A 16,394-nucleotide genomic window follows, 5' to 3' on the forward strand; every position below is an offset into this window, starting at 1 on the left:
GCGGTCAAGACGGGGGCGTAAAGCCCTCGGGCGCCAGCTCGAAGCTGTCGAAATCGAAACCCGGCGCCACGGTGCAGCCGACGAGCGACCAGGCGCCGGTCGTCTCCGCGCTCTGCCAGGCATGGGGCGGCACCACCGCTTGGGGACGCTCTCCCTCGGTGAGCGCGCTGCCGAGCCGGTGAGTCTCTATGCCGGAGGCGCCTTCGATCCGCAGGAGGAGCGGCGCGCCGGCGTAATGGTGCCAGACCTCCGCCGCGTCGATCCTGTGCCAGTGCGAGCGTTCGCCCTCCCGCAACAGGTAATAGATCGCCGTGGATGCGCCGCGTCCCTCCGGTGCGCCTGCGTCCCGGAATGTCTCGCGGAAGGCGCCGCCCTCGGGATGCGGCTCCAGCCCCAGAAGCGCGACCACTTCGTCCGCTCTCGGCGTCACGACGCGTCCTCCCCGAGCATGTCCTTCAGCACCCGCACCGTTTCGCCCCAAGCCGGCGTGCCCGGCGCGATGAGCTCGACATGGCCGCCGGGCACCCGTACGAGCTGCGCGGCGTCGCCGGCTGCGCGCGCCTCCTGCGTCCAGCTCTCGCCCAGGGCCGGCGGCGCGATGCGGTCGTTCTCTGCATGGATGCTGACCTGCGCCACGCCGAGCGGCAGCAGGCGGTCGGGCGAGGTGTCGGCGTAAGGATCGGGCCGCTCCGAAGAGGCTGTGCCGGTGAGCCTTTCCCGCACATCGGCGAGGCAGGAGGGCAGGGTGACGGGCTCGGCCTCCGCGAGATCCGCGAGGCCGCCCGTGCTGACCACCCCATCGAGGTCGAGGCGCGAGGCGGCGGGGAAGGCGGGAAGCTGCCGCGCCGCTGCGAGCCAGAGCGCGAGATGCCCGCCCGCAGAATGGCCGTATGCCACCACGCGTCCGGTACTGAGGCCGAGCCCGGGTCCGCGCTCGGCGAGTGCTTCGGCGCTCCTCGCGATGTCCGAGAAGGTGCCGGGATAGCCGCCGCCTTCCTCGTCGACGCCGCGATATTCGGCGTTCCAGACCGCGAGCCCCTGCGCCCGGAGCGCCTCGGCGGCATAGTTCATGAGCGTGCGGTCCGCGATGTCCTTCTGCCAGCAGCCGCCATGGATCATCAGGACGACCGGGTGGGGGCCTTCGCCCTCGGGCAGCCACAGATCGGCGAGATCGGTTCCGCCCGGGCCGAAGCGGACGGTCCGGGTCGGCTCGGGCAGCGGACGCTCCGTCAGGTCCGGCCATGCCATCGGCTCCGGCGGCGCGTCTTCCGCGCTGCAGGCGAGGAGGAAGCAGAAGCAGAGAGCGGCGAGGATACGAATCATGCCCGCAGGCTCGGCGCTGGAATGTGCGGGCGCAACGGCCTCTCTCGGCGGAAGCTGCCGATCGTGCTAGCGGGCGGTCATGCCGCCTCTCCCCGAAAGCCGCCAGGACGCGCTCGCCCTCGACAGGGACGACCCGCTCGCCGCCGCCCGCGATCTCTTCGCGCTGCCGGAGGGCGTGACCTATCTCGACGGCCATTCCCTCGGCCCCGCGACCCGCGCCGCCATCGACGCGGTGCAGCGCGGGGCGGGGGAGGCGTGGGCGAACGGACTGATCGGGTCCTGGAATGCCGAAGGCTGGATCGACCTGCCGCGTACCGTCGCAGCCAGGCTCGCCCCGCTCCTGGGCGCTGCGCCGGGCGAGGTCATCGTCACCGACAGCGTCTCGGTGAACCTCTTCAAGCTCGCCGCCGCGGCGTTGCCGCTCGCCAAGGGCCGCGTTCTCGGCGTCGAGGAGGACGAGTTCCCGACCGATGCCTATGTTCTGGACGGCCTCGGCGCCCTTGTCGGCTGCGAGGTCCGGCGCCTGCCGAGCGGGCGGGGCGGAGACTTCCTCGCCGATGAGGGCGGCGTGCTGGTGCGCAGCGTCGTCAATTACCGCACGGCGCGGCTCGCGGACATGGAGGCTCACGAGGCGGCGGCGCGGCAGGGCGGAGGGCTCGTCGTCTGGGATACGAGCCATGCCACGGGCGTCGTGCCGCTCGACCTGCGTGCGCGGGGCGCCAGGCTGGCGGCGGGCTGCACCTACAAATATCTCAATGGCGGCCCCGGCGCGCCCGCCTTCGTCTATGTCGCGCAAGCTCTGGCCGGCGACCTCCAGACCCCGATCCGCGGCTGGTTCGGGCATTCCGAACCCTTCGCCTTCGGCCTCGATTACACGCCCAAGGACGGTGCGGCCCGCTTCGCGGCGGGGACGCCCCCGGTCCTTTCCCTCCTCGCGCTCGACGCGGCGCTGGGCGCCTTCGAAAGAAAGAACCCGGCAGCGCTCTGGCAGAAGGCGGGGATGCTCGGCGACCTGTGCACGGCGAGGGCCGAGGCGATGGGCTTCGAGATCCTCTCTCCTCGGGACAGGCGAGCGCGCGGCGGCCATGTCACGCTGCGGCACGAGGAGGGCTATCCCATCGTGCAGGCGCTGATCGCGCGCGGGATCATCGGCGATTTCCGGGCGCCTGACGCGATCCGCTTCGGCCTCTCGCCGCTCTTCCTGAGCCATGCGGAGCTGTGGGACGCGATGGATCAGGTCGAGGACGTGCTGGCGAGCAGGGCCTATGACGACCCCGCCTTCCGCGTGCGGGCGGCCGTTACATGACGGCAAGCGCGATCATCGGACGCCTTGCGGGTTTTGTTCCCGCCGTCTAGCTGTCGGCTCACGTTCACACGCTCTCGGACGGACCATGCTCCAGGACAAAGACCGCATCTTCACGAACCTCTACGGCCTTCAGGATCCCTTCCTCGACGGCGCGAAGAAGCGCGGCGCGTGGAACGCGACCAAGGACATGCTGGACATGGGTCCCGAGTGGATCATCCAGCAGACCAAGGAATCCGGCCTCAGGGGGCGCGGCGGCGCGGGCTTCTCCACCGGGATGAAGTGGTCCTTCATGCCCAAGGAGGTGAAGGACCGTCCGCATTATCTCGTGGTCAATGCCGACGAATCCGAGCCTGGCACCTGCAAGGACCGGGAGATCATGCGGCACGACCCGCACCTCCTGATCGAGGGCTGCCTCGTCGCCAGTTTCGCGATGAAGGCGCATGCCTGCTACATCTATATCCGCGGCGAATACATCTTCGAGCGCGAGCAGCTCCAGAAGGCGATCGACGAGGCCTATGAGGCCAAGCTGATCGGCCCCGGCAACATTCATGGCTGGGATTTCGACCTCTATATCGCGCATGGCGCGGGCGCCTATATCTGCGGCGAGGAGACGGCGCTGCTCGAAAGCCTCGAGGGCAAGAAGGGCCAGCCGCGCCTGAAGCCGCCTTTCCCGGCGGGCGCGGGCCTCTATGGCTGCCCGACCACGGTGAACAATGTCGAGTCGATCGCGGTCGTGCCGACGATCCTCCGGCGCGGCTCGGGCTGGTTCAAATCCTTCGGCCGCGAGAACAATGCGGGCACCAAGGTCTTCTGCATCTCCGGCCACGTGAACAAGCCGTGCAATGTCGAAGAGGAGATGTCGATCCCGCTCAGGACGCTGATCGACACCCATTGCGGCGGCGTGCGCGGCGGCTGGGACAACCTCAAGGCCGTCATCCCCGGCGGCTCGTCGGTGCGCTGCATCCCCAAGCCGATCTGCGACGACGTGCTGATGGATTTCGACGCCCTGCGCGAGCACCTTTCGGGCCTCGGCACGGCGGCGGTCATCGTCATGGACAAGTCCACCGACATGGTGAGGGCGATCGCCCGCATCTCCTATTTCTACAAGCATGAGAGCTGCGGCCAGTGCACGCCCTGCCGCGAGGGCACGGGCTGGATGTGGCGCGTCCTCACCCGCATGGCCGAGGGCAATGCGGAGATGCACGAGATCGACAAGCTGCTCGACGTGGCGGGCCAGATCGAGGGGCACACCATCTGCGCGCTCGGCGATGCGGCGGCCTGGCCGGTGCAGGGCCTGATCCAGCATTTCCGTCACGAGATCGAAGAGAAGATTTCTAATTACCGTACCGGACCGGCGCAGATCGCCGTGCCGCACATGGCGGCCGAATAGGCCGGAAAAGCAAGCAAAGCGCGGCGCCGCCCGGCCCGATCGTTCGGACGGGAAGCCTCAACAGGCAGACGCCGCGACGCAGGAAGCGAAGATGTCCGAGACGCGTCCAGAGAAACGTACGATCAAGGTCAATGGCAACGAGATCGAGGTCGATCCCAGCCTGACCCTCCTGCAGGCCTGCGAAGAGGCGGGCGAGGAGATTCCCCGCTTCTGCTATCACGAGCGCCTCTCGGTCGCGGGCAATTGCCGCATGTGCCTGATCGAGGTGAAGGGCGGTCCGCCCAAGCCCGTCGCCTCCTGCGCCCAGAACGTGAAGGACCTGCGCCCGGGGCCCGAAGGCGCGCCGCCCGAGCTCTTCACCAACACGCCCATGGTCAAGAAGGCCCGCGAAGGCGTGATGGAGTTCCTGCTCATCAACCACCCGCTCGACTGCCCGGTCTGCGACCAGGGCGGCGAATGCGACCTGCAGGACCAGGCCATGGCCTATGGCCGCGCGGGATCCCGCTTCGAGGAGAACAAGCGGGCGGTCGAAGAGAAATACATGGGCCCGCTGATCAAGACGATCATGACCCGCTGCATCCAGTGCACGCGCTGCGTCCGCTTCGCGACGGAAGTCGCGGGGGTGAACGATCTCGGCCTCGTCAACAGGGGCGAGAACGCGGAGATCACGACCTATCTCGAAAAGGCGGTCGACACCGAGCTTTCGGGCAATCTCATCGACATCTGCCCGGTCGGCGCGCTGACCTCCAAGCCCTACGCCTTCATGGCGCGCCCGTGGGAGCTGCGGAAGACCGAGACCATCGACGTGATGGACGCGGTCTGCGCGCCGATCCGGATGGATGCGCGCGGCCGCGAAGTTATGCGCATCCTGCCCCGCATCCATGAGGGCGTGAACGAGGAGTGGCTGGCCGACAAGTCGCGCTTCGTCTGGGACGGCCTCAAGAAGCGCCGCCTCGACCGCCCCTATATCCGCGAGGGCGGCAAGCTGCGCCCCGCCTCCTGGGACGAGGCTTTCGAGGTCGTGCGCGCGCGGCTCGAGACGACCGCTCCCGAAAAGGTCGGCGCTCTGGCGGGCGATCTGGTTCCGGCCGAGGCGGTCAAGGCGCTGAAGGACCTGACCGACAGGATCGGCACGCCGCATCGCGACTGCCGCCAGGACGGCGCGAAGCTCGGCCTGCTGCCGAACGGCGAACGCGCGCCGCGCTCCGCCTATACGCTCGGTTCGACCATCGAGGGCATCGACCGGGCGGATGCGATCCTGCTCATCGGCGCCAATCCGCGCATCGAGGCGCCGCTGGTCAATGCGCGCATCCGCAAGAACTGGCTGCAGCGCATGAACCTCAAGGTCGGGGTCATCGGCGAACGCCGTGACCTGACCTATGACTACGAGCATCTGGGCGCTGGCCCCGAAAGCCTGACCGCGCTGGCGGATGGCAAGTCCGACTTCCTCGACGTGCTCAAGAATGCCGAGCGCCCGCTCATCATCGTCGGCATGGCGGCGCTGTCGCGCGGCGATGGCGGCGCGGTGATGTCCGCCGCGATGAAGCTCGCCGAAAGCGTCGGCGCGCTCGGCGGCGAGTGGAACGGCTTCGGCGTGCTGCAGACGGCGGCCGGCCGCACCGGCGCGCTCGATCTCGGCTTCCTGCCGAAAGAGGGCGGGCGCGACTTCGCCGGCATCCTCGACGGGGCAGCATCCGGCGAGATCGAGGTCGTCTACAATCTCGGCGCGGATGAATGCGACGTCGCCAAGCTGCGCGACGCCTTCGTCATCTATCAGGGCAGCCACGGCGACCGGGGCGCCTCCGTCGCGGACGTGATCTTCCCCGCCGCCTCCTATGCCGAGCAGTCGGGCATCTACGTCAATCTCGACGGCCGGGTGCAGCAGACGATCCGGGCTTATTTCCCCTTCGGCGAGGCGCGCGAGGACTGGGCGATCCTGAGAGCCTTCTCCGCCCGCCTGGGCGAGCCGCTGCCCTATGACGACCTCTTCGCGCTGCGCCAGGCGATGATCGCGGATGCCGAGACATTCGCGCAGATCGACACCTGCGAGATCGGCGCCGCGCCGCGCTCGGCCGACTTCGAAGGGGCGGGAGAGCTCTCCTCCGATCCCTTCGGTTCGGCCTTCGAGGACTATTACCTCACCAATCCGATCGCGCGGGCATCCGAGATCCTGCGGGAATGCTCGGACACCTATGTGCCCAAGCCCGCGGCGGCGGCCGAATAGGGCGCTCCGCATTCCTCCGGCCGGTTAACCTTTCTCGAACCGGTCGGACTTTCATCAAAGATCCGGGCCCGTCCCAACCGTCCATGAAACGGTTCGCGGCACGCTTCCTTCCGAACCAGAACCGGTTCGGTGAAAAGGGAGCGCGGCATGCGGCGAGTCTTCTCCTTGGACGAGGCCGATGGGCTCGGCGATCCGTTCGAGAGCCGGTTGGACGATCTCCTTCTCGGCGAAAACGGTGCCTGCGCCTGTTGCGGCCCGGATGGGCATGTCGAATACGCGGCCGGGGACAGCGCCAGCAGCGGCGGCGTCAACAGCTACGGCAAGCCGAGCTATTCCTGGGACGAGGCGGCGCGGGAAACCTCCCGCCATGACCGCAAATGGGCGGATGGCGACAGCTACAGCTCCGGCGGCATCGGCGTCACCTTCAGCCCGAGCGGCCTCGGCAGCGGCGGCACGGTCACTTACGGCTATCTCGCAGAGACCGATGTCGGCGCCGATGAGGGCGGCCGCTCCTTCAGGGCCTTCGATGCGCAGGAAATGGCCATGGTCGAGCGCGCCATCGGCATCATCTCCGATGTCGCCGATATCGAATTCGTCCGCGTCACCGGCGCCGGGAGCGCCTACCTCGACGATGCCCAGAGCGCCGATCTGGACCTGCAAGCGGTCCTGAACTCGAATGGCGGCGTGGCGACCACCTGGTATAGCGGCGATACGATCCTGGAAGCGGTCGTATCGATCGGAGAGCAGGGTCTGGAGGATTTCGGCTCCTACGCCTTCCGCACGGCGCTGCATGAAATTGGGCACGCGCTCGGACTGTCCCACCCCGGGGACTATGAAGGTTCCGGTGCGAGCGACTACGCCTCGGACGCCGCCTATTTCGAGGACTCCGCCCAATACACGGTGATGAGCTATTGGGACGAGACCAATACGGGCGCCGATTTCGGCTATGGCACCTATTCAACGTCTGTCATGCTGCACGACATCGCGGCGCTTCAGCGCCTCTACGGCGCCAACGAGGCGACGCGCGCGGACAACACGGTCTACGGCTTCGGCTCGAACACGAATGATGCGGGCTGGTCGCTCGAGGATGCGCAGGACGTCTTCATCGGCGCGATCTGGGACGCCGGCGGCCACGACACGCTCGACCTGTCCGGCTATGCCATGGATCAGGAGATCGACCTGCGCCAGGAGGCGTTCAGCTCGACCGGCGGGCGGGTCTTCAACCTGTCGATCGCGCGGGACGTGGTGATCGAGGACGCGCTGGGCGGCGCCGGGAACGACATCATCACCGGAAACGACGCTGCGAACGTTCTCGAAGGCGGCGACGGCGACGACGTCGTCGAGGGCGGCGAGGGGGATGACATCCTCTTCGGCGACGAAGGGAACGACGTCCTTTTCGGCGGAGACGGGGACGATATCCTGATCGGCGACGGCGGAGACGCCGGCATGGGCTGATCCCGGTGCGGGCGGAACCGTAAAGGCTTGTTAACGCTTGGTCCCTGTTCTCCTCACTCATTCGTGCCTTACATTTCGACCCTGCGGGAGAGATGAAGGTTCATGGGCAGGATCGAAGAGCCGGCGAAAGCCAGTCTGGCCGCAAATGTGGCGGCCGAGGCGCGCGTCCTGCGCCTCGAGCAGGCGGACGGGCCGCTCTCGGCGTCGCCGCTCGAGATCTATCGCAGCGCGCCCAACCCCTTCGGCAAGCCGAGCCTGACCTGGGACGAGGTCGCGGAGCAGGGCTCTCGCTGGAATGCGAAATGGGACGATGAGGATTCGTCGACCGGCCGCTTGGTCGGAGCGGCATGGGACCCCAATGCGCTCGGCACCGGCGGCACGGTCACCTATGGCTATCTCGCCGATGCTGCGATCACGGCCAATACCGGAGGCGTCGACGATCCCGCCGATCATCGCGCGCTGACCGGGGCCGAGATCGAGCTCCTCGAATATGCGATCCAGCTGGTCTCGGAGGCAGCGGACATCACTTTCGAGCGGGTCATGGGCGCGGGCGGCAGCGACTATGTCACGAGCGACACCGCCGCCGAGATCGACATCTTCGGAGAACTCGGCACGAATGGCGGCTACGCCACCCCTGCCTGGTACGATGGCGAAATCTACGACTCCGCCGTCAATGTCGGGGTCAGCGGCCTGTCCCGCTATGGCAGCTACGCCTTCTCCACGGCGATCCACGAGATCGGCCACGCCGTCGGGCTGGCGCATCCGGCGGATTACGACGCTTCGGACGACGACCCGATCAGCTATGGCGGCGACGCGGTCTATTTCGAGGACAGCCGCCAATATTCGGTGATGAGCTACTGGTCCGAGCGGGAAACCGGCGCCGATTTCTCCGGCCGCGAAGTCCTGAACCTGATGCTCTACGACATCGCCGCGCTACAGAGGCTCTACGGGCCGAACACGCAGACGCGCGCGGGCGACACCACCTATGGCTTCGGCTCGAACACCGGTGACCGCGGCTGGACCCTGGATGGCAGCGGCGACTACATGATCGGCGCGATCTGGGACGCAGGCGGCCGCGACGTGATCGACGCCTCGGGCTATTGGAACGATCAGGTCATCGACCTGCGCGAGGAAGGCTTCAGCTCGCTCGGCGGCATGGTGAACAACCTCTCGATCGCGCGCGGCGCATCGATCGAGGATGCGATCGGCGGCTCCGGCGATGATCTCCTGATCGGGACGGTGGCGGATCCGGATTTCGTCGATGCCAGCGCTCTGGCGCCAGACGGCGGGCTGCTGGCCGGGGCCCCCACCGGGCGTGACGGCAACAACCTGCTCGATGGCGGCGCAGGCTTCGACACCGTGTCCTATGCGCATGCGATCGGGAGCGTCCGGATCGACCTTTCGAGCGCCTCGGGCGTCTTCGATCTCGGCCCGAACGGCGTCGACACCCTTCTGGGCATAGAGAACGTCCTCGGCGGGCGCTTCGACGATGTCCTCGCCGGGACGGATGGGCGGAACCTGCTCGATGGCGCAGAGGGCGACGACACGCTCGCGGGCGGCGTCGGAGACACGCTTCTCGGGGGAGAGGGCAGCGATACCGTCGATCTGAGCGCGGTCGGAGCAGGCGTCTTTCTCGATCTCATGCGCGCCGACGTCACGGTGCTGGGCGAGGCCGTCATGCGGGTCGAGGGCGCGGAATCGGTGATCGGCACGGCCGGCGCCGACGAAATCCTCGCCACGGCCGGCGACAACCGCCTCGAAGGCGGCGAGGGCGGAGATACGTTGGTCGGTTTCGCGGGGGATGACGTCATCGAAGGCGGCGCGGGGGACGACCTCCTGATCGGGGATGCGGGCGAAGGCTATCAATCGACCCAGATCGATTTCACCGGCACGCAGGGCGGCGACACGCTGATCGGAAACGATGCCGCGAACACGCTGTGGGGCCGGGGCGGCGCCGACCTCTTGCGGGGCGGAGAAGGCGCCGACACGCTTTACGGCGAAGCCGGCGCCGATACGCTGGAAGGCGAAGGAGGCGATGACGTCCTCGATGGCGGCACCGGCGCGGACATCCTGCGCGGCGGCGCGGGCGACGACATCCTGACGACGAGCGACGGCGACAGCCTGTTCGGCGGCGAGGGCGCGGACACGCTGACCGGATCGGGCATCGCCGACCTCCTCGACGGCGAAGCGGGCGACGACCTGATCTTCGCGGAGGGCGGCGCCGACGATGTGCGCGGCGGGGACGGCTCTGACGAGCTCTGGGGCGGAGAGGGCGAGGATACGCTCTTCGGCGGCCTCGGCTTCGACACGCTTTACGGCGAGGACGGCTCGGACGAGCTCGATGGCGGAGACGGCGACGACGTCGTCCATGGCGGCGCAGGCCACGATCTGATCTATGGCGGCGACAATGCCGAATGGGACGACCTGTTCGGCGAAGCCGGGGACGACGTGATCTTCGGCGAGGGCGGCACCGACTACGTCTCCGGCGGGGCGGGCAATGACCAGCTCTATGGCGGGGCCGGCGACGACTATCTCGCCGGCGGGGAAGGCGCCGATACGCTGATCGGCGGCGCGGGCGCGGATATCGCCTATTACGCGGCATCCGGGATCGGCGTGCAGATCGATCTCGGCGGCGGCCTCTATGGGGGCGGTGACGCCGAGGGCGACGCGCTTTACGAGGTCGAGGACGTGATCGGCAGCGCGAGCGCGGGCGATACGCTGACGGGCGACGCCGGCGACAACTATCTCGACGGCCATGGCGGCGACGACCTGATCAGGGGCGGGGACGGCGAGGATACCGTGGTCGGCAGCCTCGGCAGCGATACCCTGTTCGGCGGGAACGGAAACGACATTCTCGTCGGCGGTTTCCGCGGCGACGGCACCGGCACGGACCGGCTCACCGGCGGGGCGGGGCAGGATCGGTTCAGGATCTATGGCGATGAGGGCTTCGTGGTCGTCACCGACTTCGAAGACGGCTTCGACAGCATCGGCCTGACCGATGTCGGCGTCGGCGAATTCGCGGAGATCGGTGTCCGCGCCGGCGCCTATGAGGGCGTGGACGGCGTTCTGATCGATTTCGGCGAGCCGGGGGACGACCTGTTCCTCGAGGGCGTCAGCCTGGCCCAGATCGGCGCCGAAGACTTTCTCTTCGCCTGATGCGCCGGGACGTCGCGCAAAGAGTGGCAATTGAGGCCCGCTTGTGCCTTTGCGCGCCGCCAAGGCTGCGCTAGAGGCGCGCCATGGACATCTTCCAAGGCCTCGTGGTCCGCGACTGGACCTCTCCGCTCGGCGGCACGCTGACGACGCTGCTGCAGATCCTGGCGCTCGCCGTCGTGCTGCTCGTCAGCCTCGCATTCCTGCTGCTTTTCGACCGCAAGGTCTGGGCCGCGGTGCAGATGCGCAAGGGGCCGAATGTGGTCGGCGCCTTCGGCATGCTCCAGTCCTTCGCCGACTTCTTCAAGTTCGTGCTGAAGGAGGTCATCATCCCCTCGGGCGCGGACAAGACCGTCTTCCTGATCGCGCCGCTCGTCACCTTCATCCTCGCCTTCGTGTCCTGGGCGGTGATTCCCGTCGGGGCGGGGCTGGTGGTCGCCAACATCAATGTCGGCATCCTCTACCTCTTCGCGATCTCCTCGCTCGGGGTCTACGGGATCATCATGGGCGGCTGGGCGTCCAACTCGAAATATCCCTTCCTCGGCTCCCTGCGCTCCGCCGCGCAGATGGTGAGCTACGAGGTCTCCCTGGGCTTCATCATCATCTCGGTCCTGCTGCTGGTCGGTTCGATGAACCTGTCGGATATCGTGAACTCGCAGAATCGCGGGCTCGGCATCCTGAACTGGCATTTCATCCCGCTCTTCCCGCTCTTCGTGATGTTCTTCATCTCGGCGCTCGCCGAGACGAACCGCGCGCCCTTCGACCTGCCCGAGGCCGAATCGGAACTCGTGGCGGGCTATCAGGTCGAATATTCCTCGACGCCCTATCTCCTCTTCATGATCGGCGAGTACATGAACATCGTGCTGATGTGCGCGATGACCGCGATCCTGTTCCTGGGCGGCTGGCACTCGCCCTTCGGCGACTTTCTCGGTCTCGACGCGCTCGGCCCGCTCTGGCTCGCGATCAAGATCGTCTTCATCTTCTTCCTCTTCGCGATGGTGAAGGCCATCGTGCCGCGCTACCGCTATGATCAGCTGATGCGCATCGGCTGGAAGATCTTCCTTCCGACCTCCGTCGCCTATCTGATGGTGGTCGCCGCGCTCATGCTGCTGTTCCCGGCCTTCGCGGACTGGTTCCACAGCTGGAGAATCGACTAATGTCCCGTGTTGCACAGGCCCTCAAGGGCGCGATGCTCACCGACTTCCTGTCGGCCTTCTGGCTCGCGCTGAAATATTACGTCCGTCCCAAGGCGACCGTGAACTACCCCTTCGAGCGGGGGCCGCAGAGCCCGCGCTTCCGGGGGGAGCACGCGCTGCGCCGCTATCCGAACGGCGAAGAACGCTGCATCGCCTGCAAGCTCTGCGAGGCCGTCTGCCCCGCCCAGGCGATTACCATCGAGGCCGAGCCCCGCAAGGACGGCTCGCGCCGCACCACGCGCTACGACATCGACATGACGAAGTGCATCTATTGCGGCCTCTGCCAGGAAAGCTGCCCGGTGGACGCGATCGTCGAGGGCCCGAACCTCGAATTCTCGACCGAGACCCGCGAGGAGCTCTTCTACGACAAGGAGAAGCTGCTCTCGAACGGCGACCGTTGGGAACGCCTGATCGCGCGCAACCTGGAGCTCGACGCGCCGTATAGGTGAGGGCGCGATGTCGCCCGCCGATATCGCCGCGGCCGATGACCCGGCGCCGGTGCGGGCGCTCATCGCTATCGACCCCTCCGCCGAGGCGGTTCTCTACGACGCGGCCCTGCGCGCGGGCGCCGATGCGGTCCTGCACGAACTCGACGCGCTGGCGCTCGGCCGGCGCGGGCTCGGCACCGATACGCCCAGGATCGAGGTGCGGCTGCAATGCCATCCGGTCTTCGCGCGCCGCGACCATGCCTATCTCGCCATCATCTCCGCAGGTCATCCCGCCTATGAGGGGGACAAGCGCTTCAAATACGTCCTGCCGGATGGCAGCCGCTTCTGCACGATGGGGGCGGGGCCCAAGAACATGAACCCGCTCTTCGGCACGCTGGTCTCCGACCTCAACCGCGTCTGGGATGTGAACCAGCTCCTCCCCGACACCTATGACGCCATGATCCAGCATCCCGGCGTGACCCGCGGAGAGATCACCGAGCGCGAGGCGGTCGAATATCTCTTCGCCGCCGACAGGGCCTATGCGGACGAGACCGATTACGACATGGTCCCGTTCAGCTGGTCGGGCGGCTACAATTCGAACTCCTATATCGCAGGCCTTCTCGCCGCCGCCGGGTGGGAGGCGAAGAAGCCGCCGCGCGTTCCGGGCTGGACCAAGCCGCTTCCTCGAGAAGCCTTCGGAATCCGCTCCGACACCCCTTGATTCTTGCCGCAGGCTGGGCCACTTACGCGCTTCCTCACGCGGGCGCCTCGGCGCAGCGCAAGAGGAACGGAGAGGTGCCGGAGTGGTCGAACGGGGCGGTCTCGAAAACCGTTGAGCCCGCAAGGGTTCCGAGGGTTCGAATCCCTCTCTCTCCGCCACGCAGTCCCGAACTTCTGCTCGGAACAGGCGCTTCGGCGCCAACTGCCCTGGCTGTCCCGCCTTTTCAGCCTCATTTCATGTCCGGCGCCGCCTTTTCCGGCCCCAACAGGGCTCTTCGCGCGACCCTTCCGGGCGAGGACTCTGCAGCAAGAATGGTTGGGACGGTCTCGGCGCGGAACAGGGATATTTCGATCAACCGAGGGAAGTAACTGCGGTCCGCCCGCGGTTTCGGACATGGCAAGTCCTCTCCATGGGCAGGTCGAGGAGAAGGCGCAGCTCATCGCTTCGATCGTCACCACGCGGACGAGGGGAAGGACCTTGCACCGACCGGAGAGCCGCCGCTTCCCCCTCGCCGACGAGCGCGGCCCGATCGTGCTGATCACCGGCGACGACGGCAAGAAGATCGCGCAGAACAGCTATGACGAGTGGGGCGTGCCGACCGGCAGCCACACCGGCCGCTTCGGCTATATCGGTCAGACGAAGATCGGCGGCACCGAGCTATGGCATTCCAAGGCGCGGGCGTATTCTCCCCGCCTCGGCCGCTTCCTGCAGTCCGACCCGATCGGCTTGGGGGGGGGGGGCAGTGAGCCTCTCAAATCCTAGTGGCATGGCTCAGAATAACGGAACCTATACCTGCACAGGATCGAGAATCAGGCGTACTGCTACCACAAAAAAGCCAGCTAGCTGTGCGGTTACTGGCGGATCATATGTTTCTCCGGAGCCGATAGCAGCGATGGGTGGGGGAGCAGCGTTTGCGGATGGCGGAAGGGCTTACGGTATTGCAGGCATGCGCCTAGGAAAGCCGTTGCAGCCTCCTACCGTGGATCAGATCAAAGCTACCCAACAGCAAACGAATGGTTCACTGCTCGGGAAGGTGTGGACGCTTCCTTATACCCTCGTCGGCGCTGCGTTGGGAATGGCGAACATAACAATTGGTGCACTGCTGGGTAACGAAGTAGGGATCAGTTTCGGTAACAGCGCGGTTCAGTTTCTTGGTGGGGCTCTTGGGAAAGGGGCTTTGACATTGGGGAACTCTGTAATATACGGATCAGAAAGTCAGCCGGGCAGCTTGGGTGCCTATTAGGGCGATTGGGACCACCCTCTATTTTCCCTGGGAAAGCACGAACAGGCGCATACCTATCAAGCAGAAGTTCTGGGGCCGTTTTATCTTCCGGTTTACTTCCTGTCTGGGGCTGTCGCTGATGTTGATGGAAACAGAATGGGGAACGATGCACAGCGTTACGCTGACCCTTACGAAAATGGCGCATGGTAGAGTGGAAGATGAGATTGGTACTTTTTTTATGCTGTCGGCGTGTGAGCTAGTTTATAATCCTATAGTGAGTCCGCCAGTTCTGGTGGCGGCTGAGGGACCTCTGCTATTTCGAACGATTGGTTCGGACGGAGAAGTGTACGCTTATACTCTTAACGCTGGACAATATATATTTGTTGTCAATCATAATGAATCTGATAATCAGAGAAGTAATCGCGTATATCAGATCATGGAAAAATCCGACACAATCGTATATCAGGTTGACAGCGAGATTATCAGATCTCTCCGGCGCCAACAGCAAAAACTCGAGAGGGGTTATGTAGTTGTTCAGTGCTTAGAACGGGAGCAGCTCGGCAGAAGAATGGTCATGGCTTCGGGAAAAAATATTAAGGCTCAAAAGTGCTTATCGATTGGGACAGAATCATAATCGTGATTCGAAAGAGTATTGGAAAGGAGGGCGCGGCTGAAAACTATTTTGTGTGTCCGTTACTCGTACTCGTGGTGCAGCAATCAGCATAGGCTCAGATAGAGGGCTGCTGCCAGCGGCGGCAAGACGAGCGCAAGAAGCTTTTCATGAATAGGGGTCGCCTACGGCGGCGAAGTAGTTGCGGCACTCGCCGGGCTGGAGGCGTTCAATGGTGGTGAGTTAACGCTCGATAACGCAGTGATCTACGGCGGCGACACATCTCCTTCAGGCGCGGGTGCGTACTACGGACCAGGCAACTCCAAGGGGTGGCGCCATGGTGATGTTGTGTTTGGTGATCATGCACGAGGGCACACCTACCAGGCAGAGCTTCTGGGACCCTTCTACCTTCCGGTCTATTCGCTGTCCGGCGGTATCGCCAGCGTGTATGGCAACAGCATGGAGAATGACGCGCAATGGTACGCAAACCCTCACGAGCCTGGTGCATGGTGGAGTGGTCGCTGAAGCTCGCCGGCCTTACGCTCCTCGCAGCATGTGAGACCTTCAGTGTACCACCAATATCACAGCCGCCGGTTCTGCTGGCGGCCGAGGGATCGTTAACAATCCGCTACGAAGGCAGCGACGGCAGGACCTATACCGGTTCTTTGAAAGAAGATACGTATCGCTGGATTGGCCTGAATGCCCCAGAGGGCAACATCATGCACGGATCCCCTCAAGCAATTCTATTGCCGTCAGGTGAGGTCGCGTACGAGATTGACGAAGGAACCGTCTATTCTCTTCGGCGCCAGCAGATGGAGATCGGCAGGAGTTGGCTAGTGGTGCAGTGTCTTGAGCAGGATCGCTTAGGGCGAAGAATTGTCACGAGGCGCGGCAAGCGTATGACGAGCGCCGAATGCCTCGGGGGCGTATAATTCTTAAGCCAGGCGGACAGCTCTCACTGTGCAGCGTGTGAGCGTACGCAGAGCTCGGAGCCGGTGTGATCGTTTGTCCACTTAATTCTCTCGTCTCCTTTGCGTTCTGCTGGTGGTTCCTGCGCGAGACCCGTGCCTGATCTACCGATTGGATGCGCTGGGGAGCGAGCTACGATCATGAAGAAGTTTCTCCATTGCGCGCCGATTGCGCTTATTGCTCTCGGCACGGCCGCTGCGCAGGACTGGGTGCTGCCGCTCAATGCTGCAAGCGACCTTCCGCCGAGCGGGGAGGCCGTGACCGCTCTCGCCTTCGACGTGCAGACGCGCTTCGGCGAGGCGGCCACCGCGACCTCTACGACATCGCGCCTGCGCATCGGGACGCCCGAAGGGCTGCAGGTCGGCGATATCTCGCTCGGCTAGAGCGCAGTACTCCC

General features: G+C 65.5%; 13 protein-coding genes and 1 tRNA gene. 12 read left to right on the forward strand and 2 right to left on the reverse strand.

What is annotated here, in order from left to right; translation table 11 throughout:
* Nucleotides 1–4: 4 nt before the first annotated feature.
* Together IE88_RS0109465 and IE88_RS0109470 are read right to left on the reverse strand one after the other, a co-directional pair.
* Entirely contained in the window at nucleotides 5–430 is a 426-nt protein-coding gene (locus tag IE88_RS0109465; RefSeq protein WP_031553595.1) for a cupin domain-containing protein, read from the reverse strand.
* The gene (locus IE88_RS0109470; RefSeq protein ID WP_051881815.1) at nucleotides 427–1,323 is read right to left on the reverse strand and encodes an alpha/beta hydrolase family protein; all 897 of its coding nucleotides are present in this window, start codon (nucleotides 1,321–1,323) and stop codon (nucleotides 427–429) included. Before IE88_RS0109470 ends, IE88_RS0109465 begins: the two co-directional genes overlap by 4 nt.
* 79 nt (nucleotides 1,324–1,402) lie before the next feature.
* Here IE88_RS0109470 and IE88_RS0109475 point away from each other — a divergent pair, with 79 nt between their 5' ends.
* From IE88_RS0109475 to IE88_RS0109525, 12 genes are all read left to right on the forward strand, one after another.
* The gene (locus IE88_RS0109475) at nucleotides 1,403–2,629 is read left to right on the forward strand and encodes an aminotransferase class V-fold PLP-dependent enzyme (protein ID WP_031553601.1); all 1,227 of its coding nucleotides are present in this window, start codon (nucleotides 1,403–1,405) and stop codon (nucleotides 2,627–2,629) included.
* Nucleotides 2,630–2,714: 85 nt separating this feature from the next.
* On the forward strand, nucleotides 2,715–4,019 hold the full coding sequence (gene nuoF, locus IE88_RS0109480; protein ID WP_031553603.1) for an NADH-quinone oxidoreductase subunit NuoF: 1,305 nt from the start codon (nucleotides 2,715–2,717) through the stop codon (nucleotides 4,017–4,019).
* Nucleotides 4,020–4,110: 91 nt separating this feature from the next.
* Complete coding sequence (nuoG, locus tag IE88_RS0109485; protein ID WP_031553605.1) at nucleotides 4,111–6,243, forward strand: NADH-quinone oxidoreductase subunit NuoG; 2,133 nt, start codon at nucleotides 4,111–4,113, stop codon at nucleotides 6,241–6,243.
* A 147-nt stretch (nucleotides 6,244–6,390) separates the two neighbouring features.
* Nucleotides 6,391–7,698 (forward strand): M10 family metallopeptidase C-terminal domain-containing protein, encoded by a 1,308-nt coding sequence (locus IE88_RS16560; protein WP_051881817.1) that lies wholly within the window; start codon nucleotides 6,391–6,393, stop codon nucleotides 7,696–7,698.
* A gap of 102 nt (nucleotides 7,699–7,800) precedes the next feature.
* The gene (locus tag IE88_RS17350) at nucleotides 7,801–10,854 is read left to right on the forward strand and encodes a M10 family metallopeptidase C-terminal domain-containing protein (RefSeq protein ID WP_051881819.1); all 3,054 of its coding nucleotides are present in this window, start codon (nucleotides 7,801–7,803) and stop codon (nucleotides 10,852–10,854) included.
* Nucleotides 10,855–10,937: 83 nt separating this feature from the next.
* Entirely contained in the window at nucleotides 10,938–12,008 is a 1,071-nt protein-coding gene (nuoH, locus tag IE88_RS0109500; protein WP_051881820.1) for an NADH-quinone oxidoreductase subunit NuoH, read from the forward strand.
* Nucleotides 12,008–12,496 (forward strand): NADH-quinone oxidoreductase subunit NuoI, encoded by a 489-nt coding sequence (nuoI, locus tag IE88_RS0109505; protein WP_031553611.1) that lies wholly within the window; start codon nucleotides 12,008–12,010, stop codon nucleotides 12,494–12,496. Before nuoH ends, nuoI begins: the two co-directional genes overlap by 1 nt.
* Nucleotides 12,497–12,503: 7 nt before the next feature.
* Nucleotides 12,504–13,196: a hypothetical protein gene (locus tag IE88_RS0109510; protein ID WP_031553613.1), complete on the forward strand. Its 693-nt coding sequence runs from the start codon at nucleotides 12,504–12,506 to the stop codon at nucleotides 13,194–13,196.
* Nucleotides 13,197–13,264: 68 nt separating this feature from the next.
* Nucleotides 13,265–13,354 (forward strand) — tRNA-Ser (locus IE88_RS0109515).
* Nucleotides 13,355–13,589: 235 nt separating this feature from the next.
* The gene (locus tag IE88_RS0109520; protein WP_031553616.1) at nucleotides 13,590–13,958 is read left to right on the forward strand and encodes an RHS repeat domain-containing protein; all 369 of its coding nucleotides are present in this window, start codon (nucleotides 13,590–13,592) and stop codon (nucleotides 13,956–13,958) included.
* 1,576 nt (nucleotides 13,959–15,534) lie between these two features.
* Nucleotides 15,535–15,960 (forward strand): hypothetical protein, encoded by a 426-nt coding sequence (locus tag IE88_RS18145; RefSeq protein WP_156032531.1) that lies wholly within the window; start codon nucleotides 15,535–15,537, stop codon nucleotides 15,958–15,960.
* A 177-nt stretch (nucleotides 15,961–16,137) separates the two neighbouring features.
* Complete coding sequence (locus IE88_RS0109525) at nucleotides 16,138–16,380, forward strand: hypothetical protein (RefSeq protein WP_031553620.1); 243 nt, start codon at nucleotides 16,138–16,140, stop codon at nucleotides 16,378–16,380.
* Nucleotides 16,381–16,394: the final 14 nt, after the last annotated feature.

Origin of the sequence: Parvularcula oceani, assembly GCF_000733125.1 — a bacterium.
GTDB lineage: Bacteria > Pseudomonadota > Alphaproteobacteria > Caulobacterales > Parvularculaceae > Parvularcula > Parvularcula oceani.

Excerpts from the sequence above, each read along its gene's own strand:
- IE88_RS0109470 (WP_051881815.1), bottom strand. The coding sequence starts at position 1,323 with ATGATTCGTATCCTCGCCGCTCTCTGCTTCTGCTTCCTCCTCGCCTGC.
- nuoF (WP_031553603.1), top strand. The coding sequence starts at position 2,715 with ATGCTCCAGGACAAAGACCGCATCTTCACGAACCTCTACGGCCTTCAG.
- IE88_RS16560 (WP_051881817.1), top strand. The coding sequence starts at position 6,391 with ATGCGGCGAGTCTTCTCCTTGGACGAGGCCGATGGGCTCGGCGATCCG.
- IE88_RS0109475 (WP_031553601.1), top strand. The coding sequence starts at position 1,403 with ATGCCGCCTCTCCCCGAAAGCCGCCAGGACGCGCTCGCCCTCGACAGG.
- nuoG (WP_031553605.1), top strand. The coding sequence starts at position 4,111 with ATGTCCGAGACGCGTCCAGAGAAACGTACGATCAAGGTCAATGGCAAC.
- IE88_RS0109510 (WP_031553613.1), top strand. The coding sequence starts at position 12,504 with ATGTCGCCCGCCGATATCGCCGCGGCCGATGACCCGGCGCCGGTGCGG.
- IE88_RS0109520 (WP_031553616.1), top strand. The coding sequence starts at position 13,590 with ATGGCAAGTCCTCTCCATGGGCAGGTCGAGGAGAAGGCGCAGCTCATC.
- IE88_RS17350 (WP_051881819.1), top strand. The coding sequence starts at position 7,801 with ATGGGCAGGATCGAAGAGCCGGCGAAAGCCAGTCTGGCCGCAAATGTG.
- nuoH (WP_051881820.1), top strand. The coding sequence starts at position 10,938 with ATGGACATCTTCCAAGGCCTCGTGGTCCGCGACTGGACCTCTCCGCTC.
- nuoI (WP_031553611.1), top strand. The coding sequence starts at position 12,008 with ATGTCCCGTGTTGCACAGGCCCTCAAGGGCGCGATGCTCACCGACTTC.
- IE88_RS18145 (WP_156032531.1), top strand. The coding sequence starts at position 15,535 with ATGGTGGAGTGGTCGCTGAAGCTCGCCGGCCTTACGCTCCTCGCAGCA.
- IE88_RS0109525 (WP_031553620.1), top strand. The coding sequence starts at position 16,138 with ATGAAGAAGTTTCTCCATTGCGCGCCGATTGCGCTTATTGCTCTCGGC.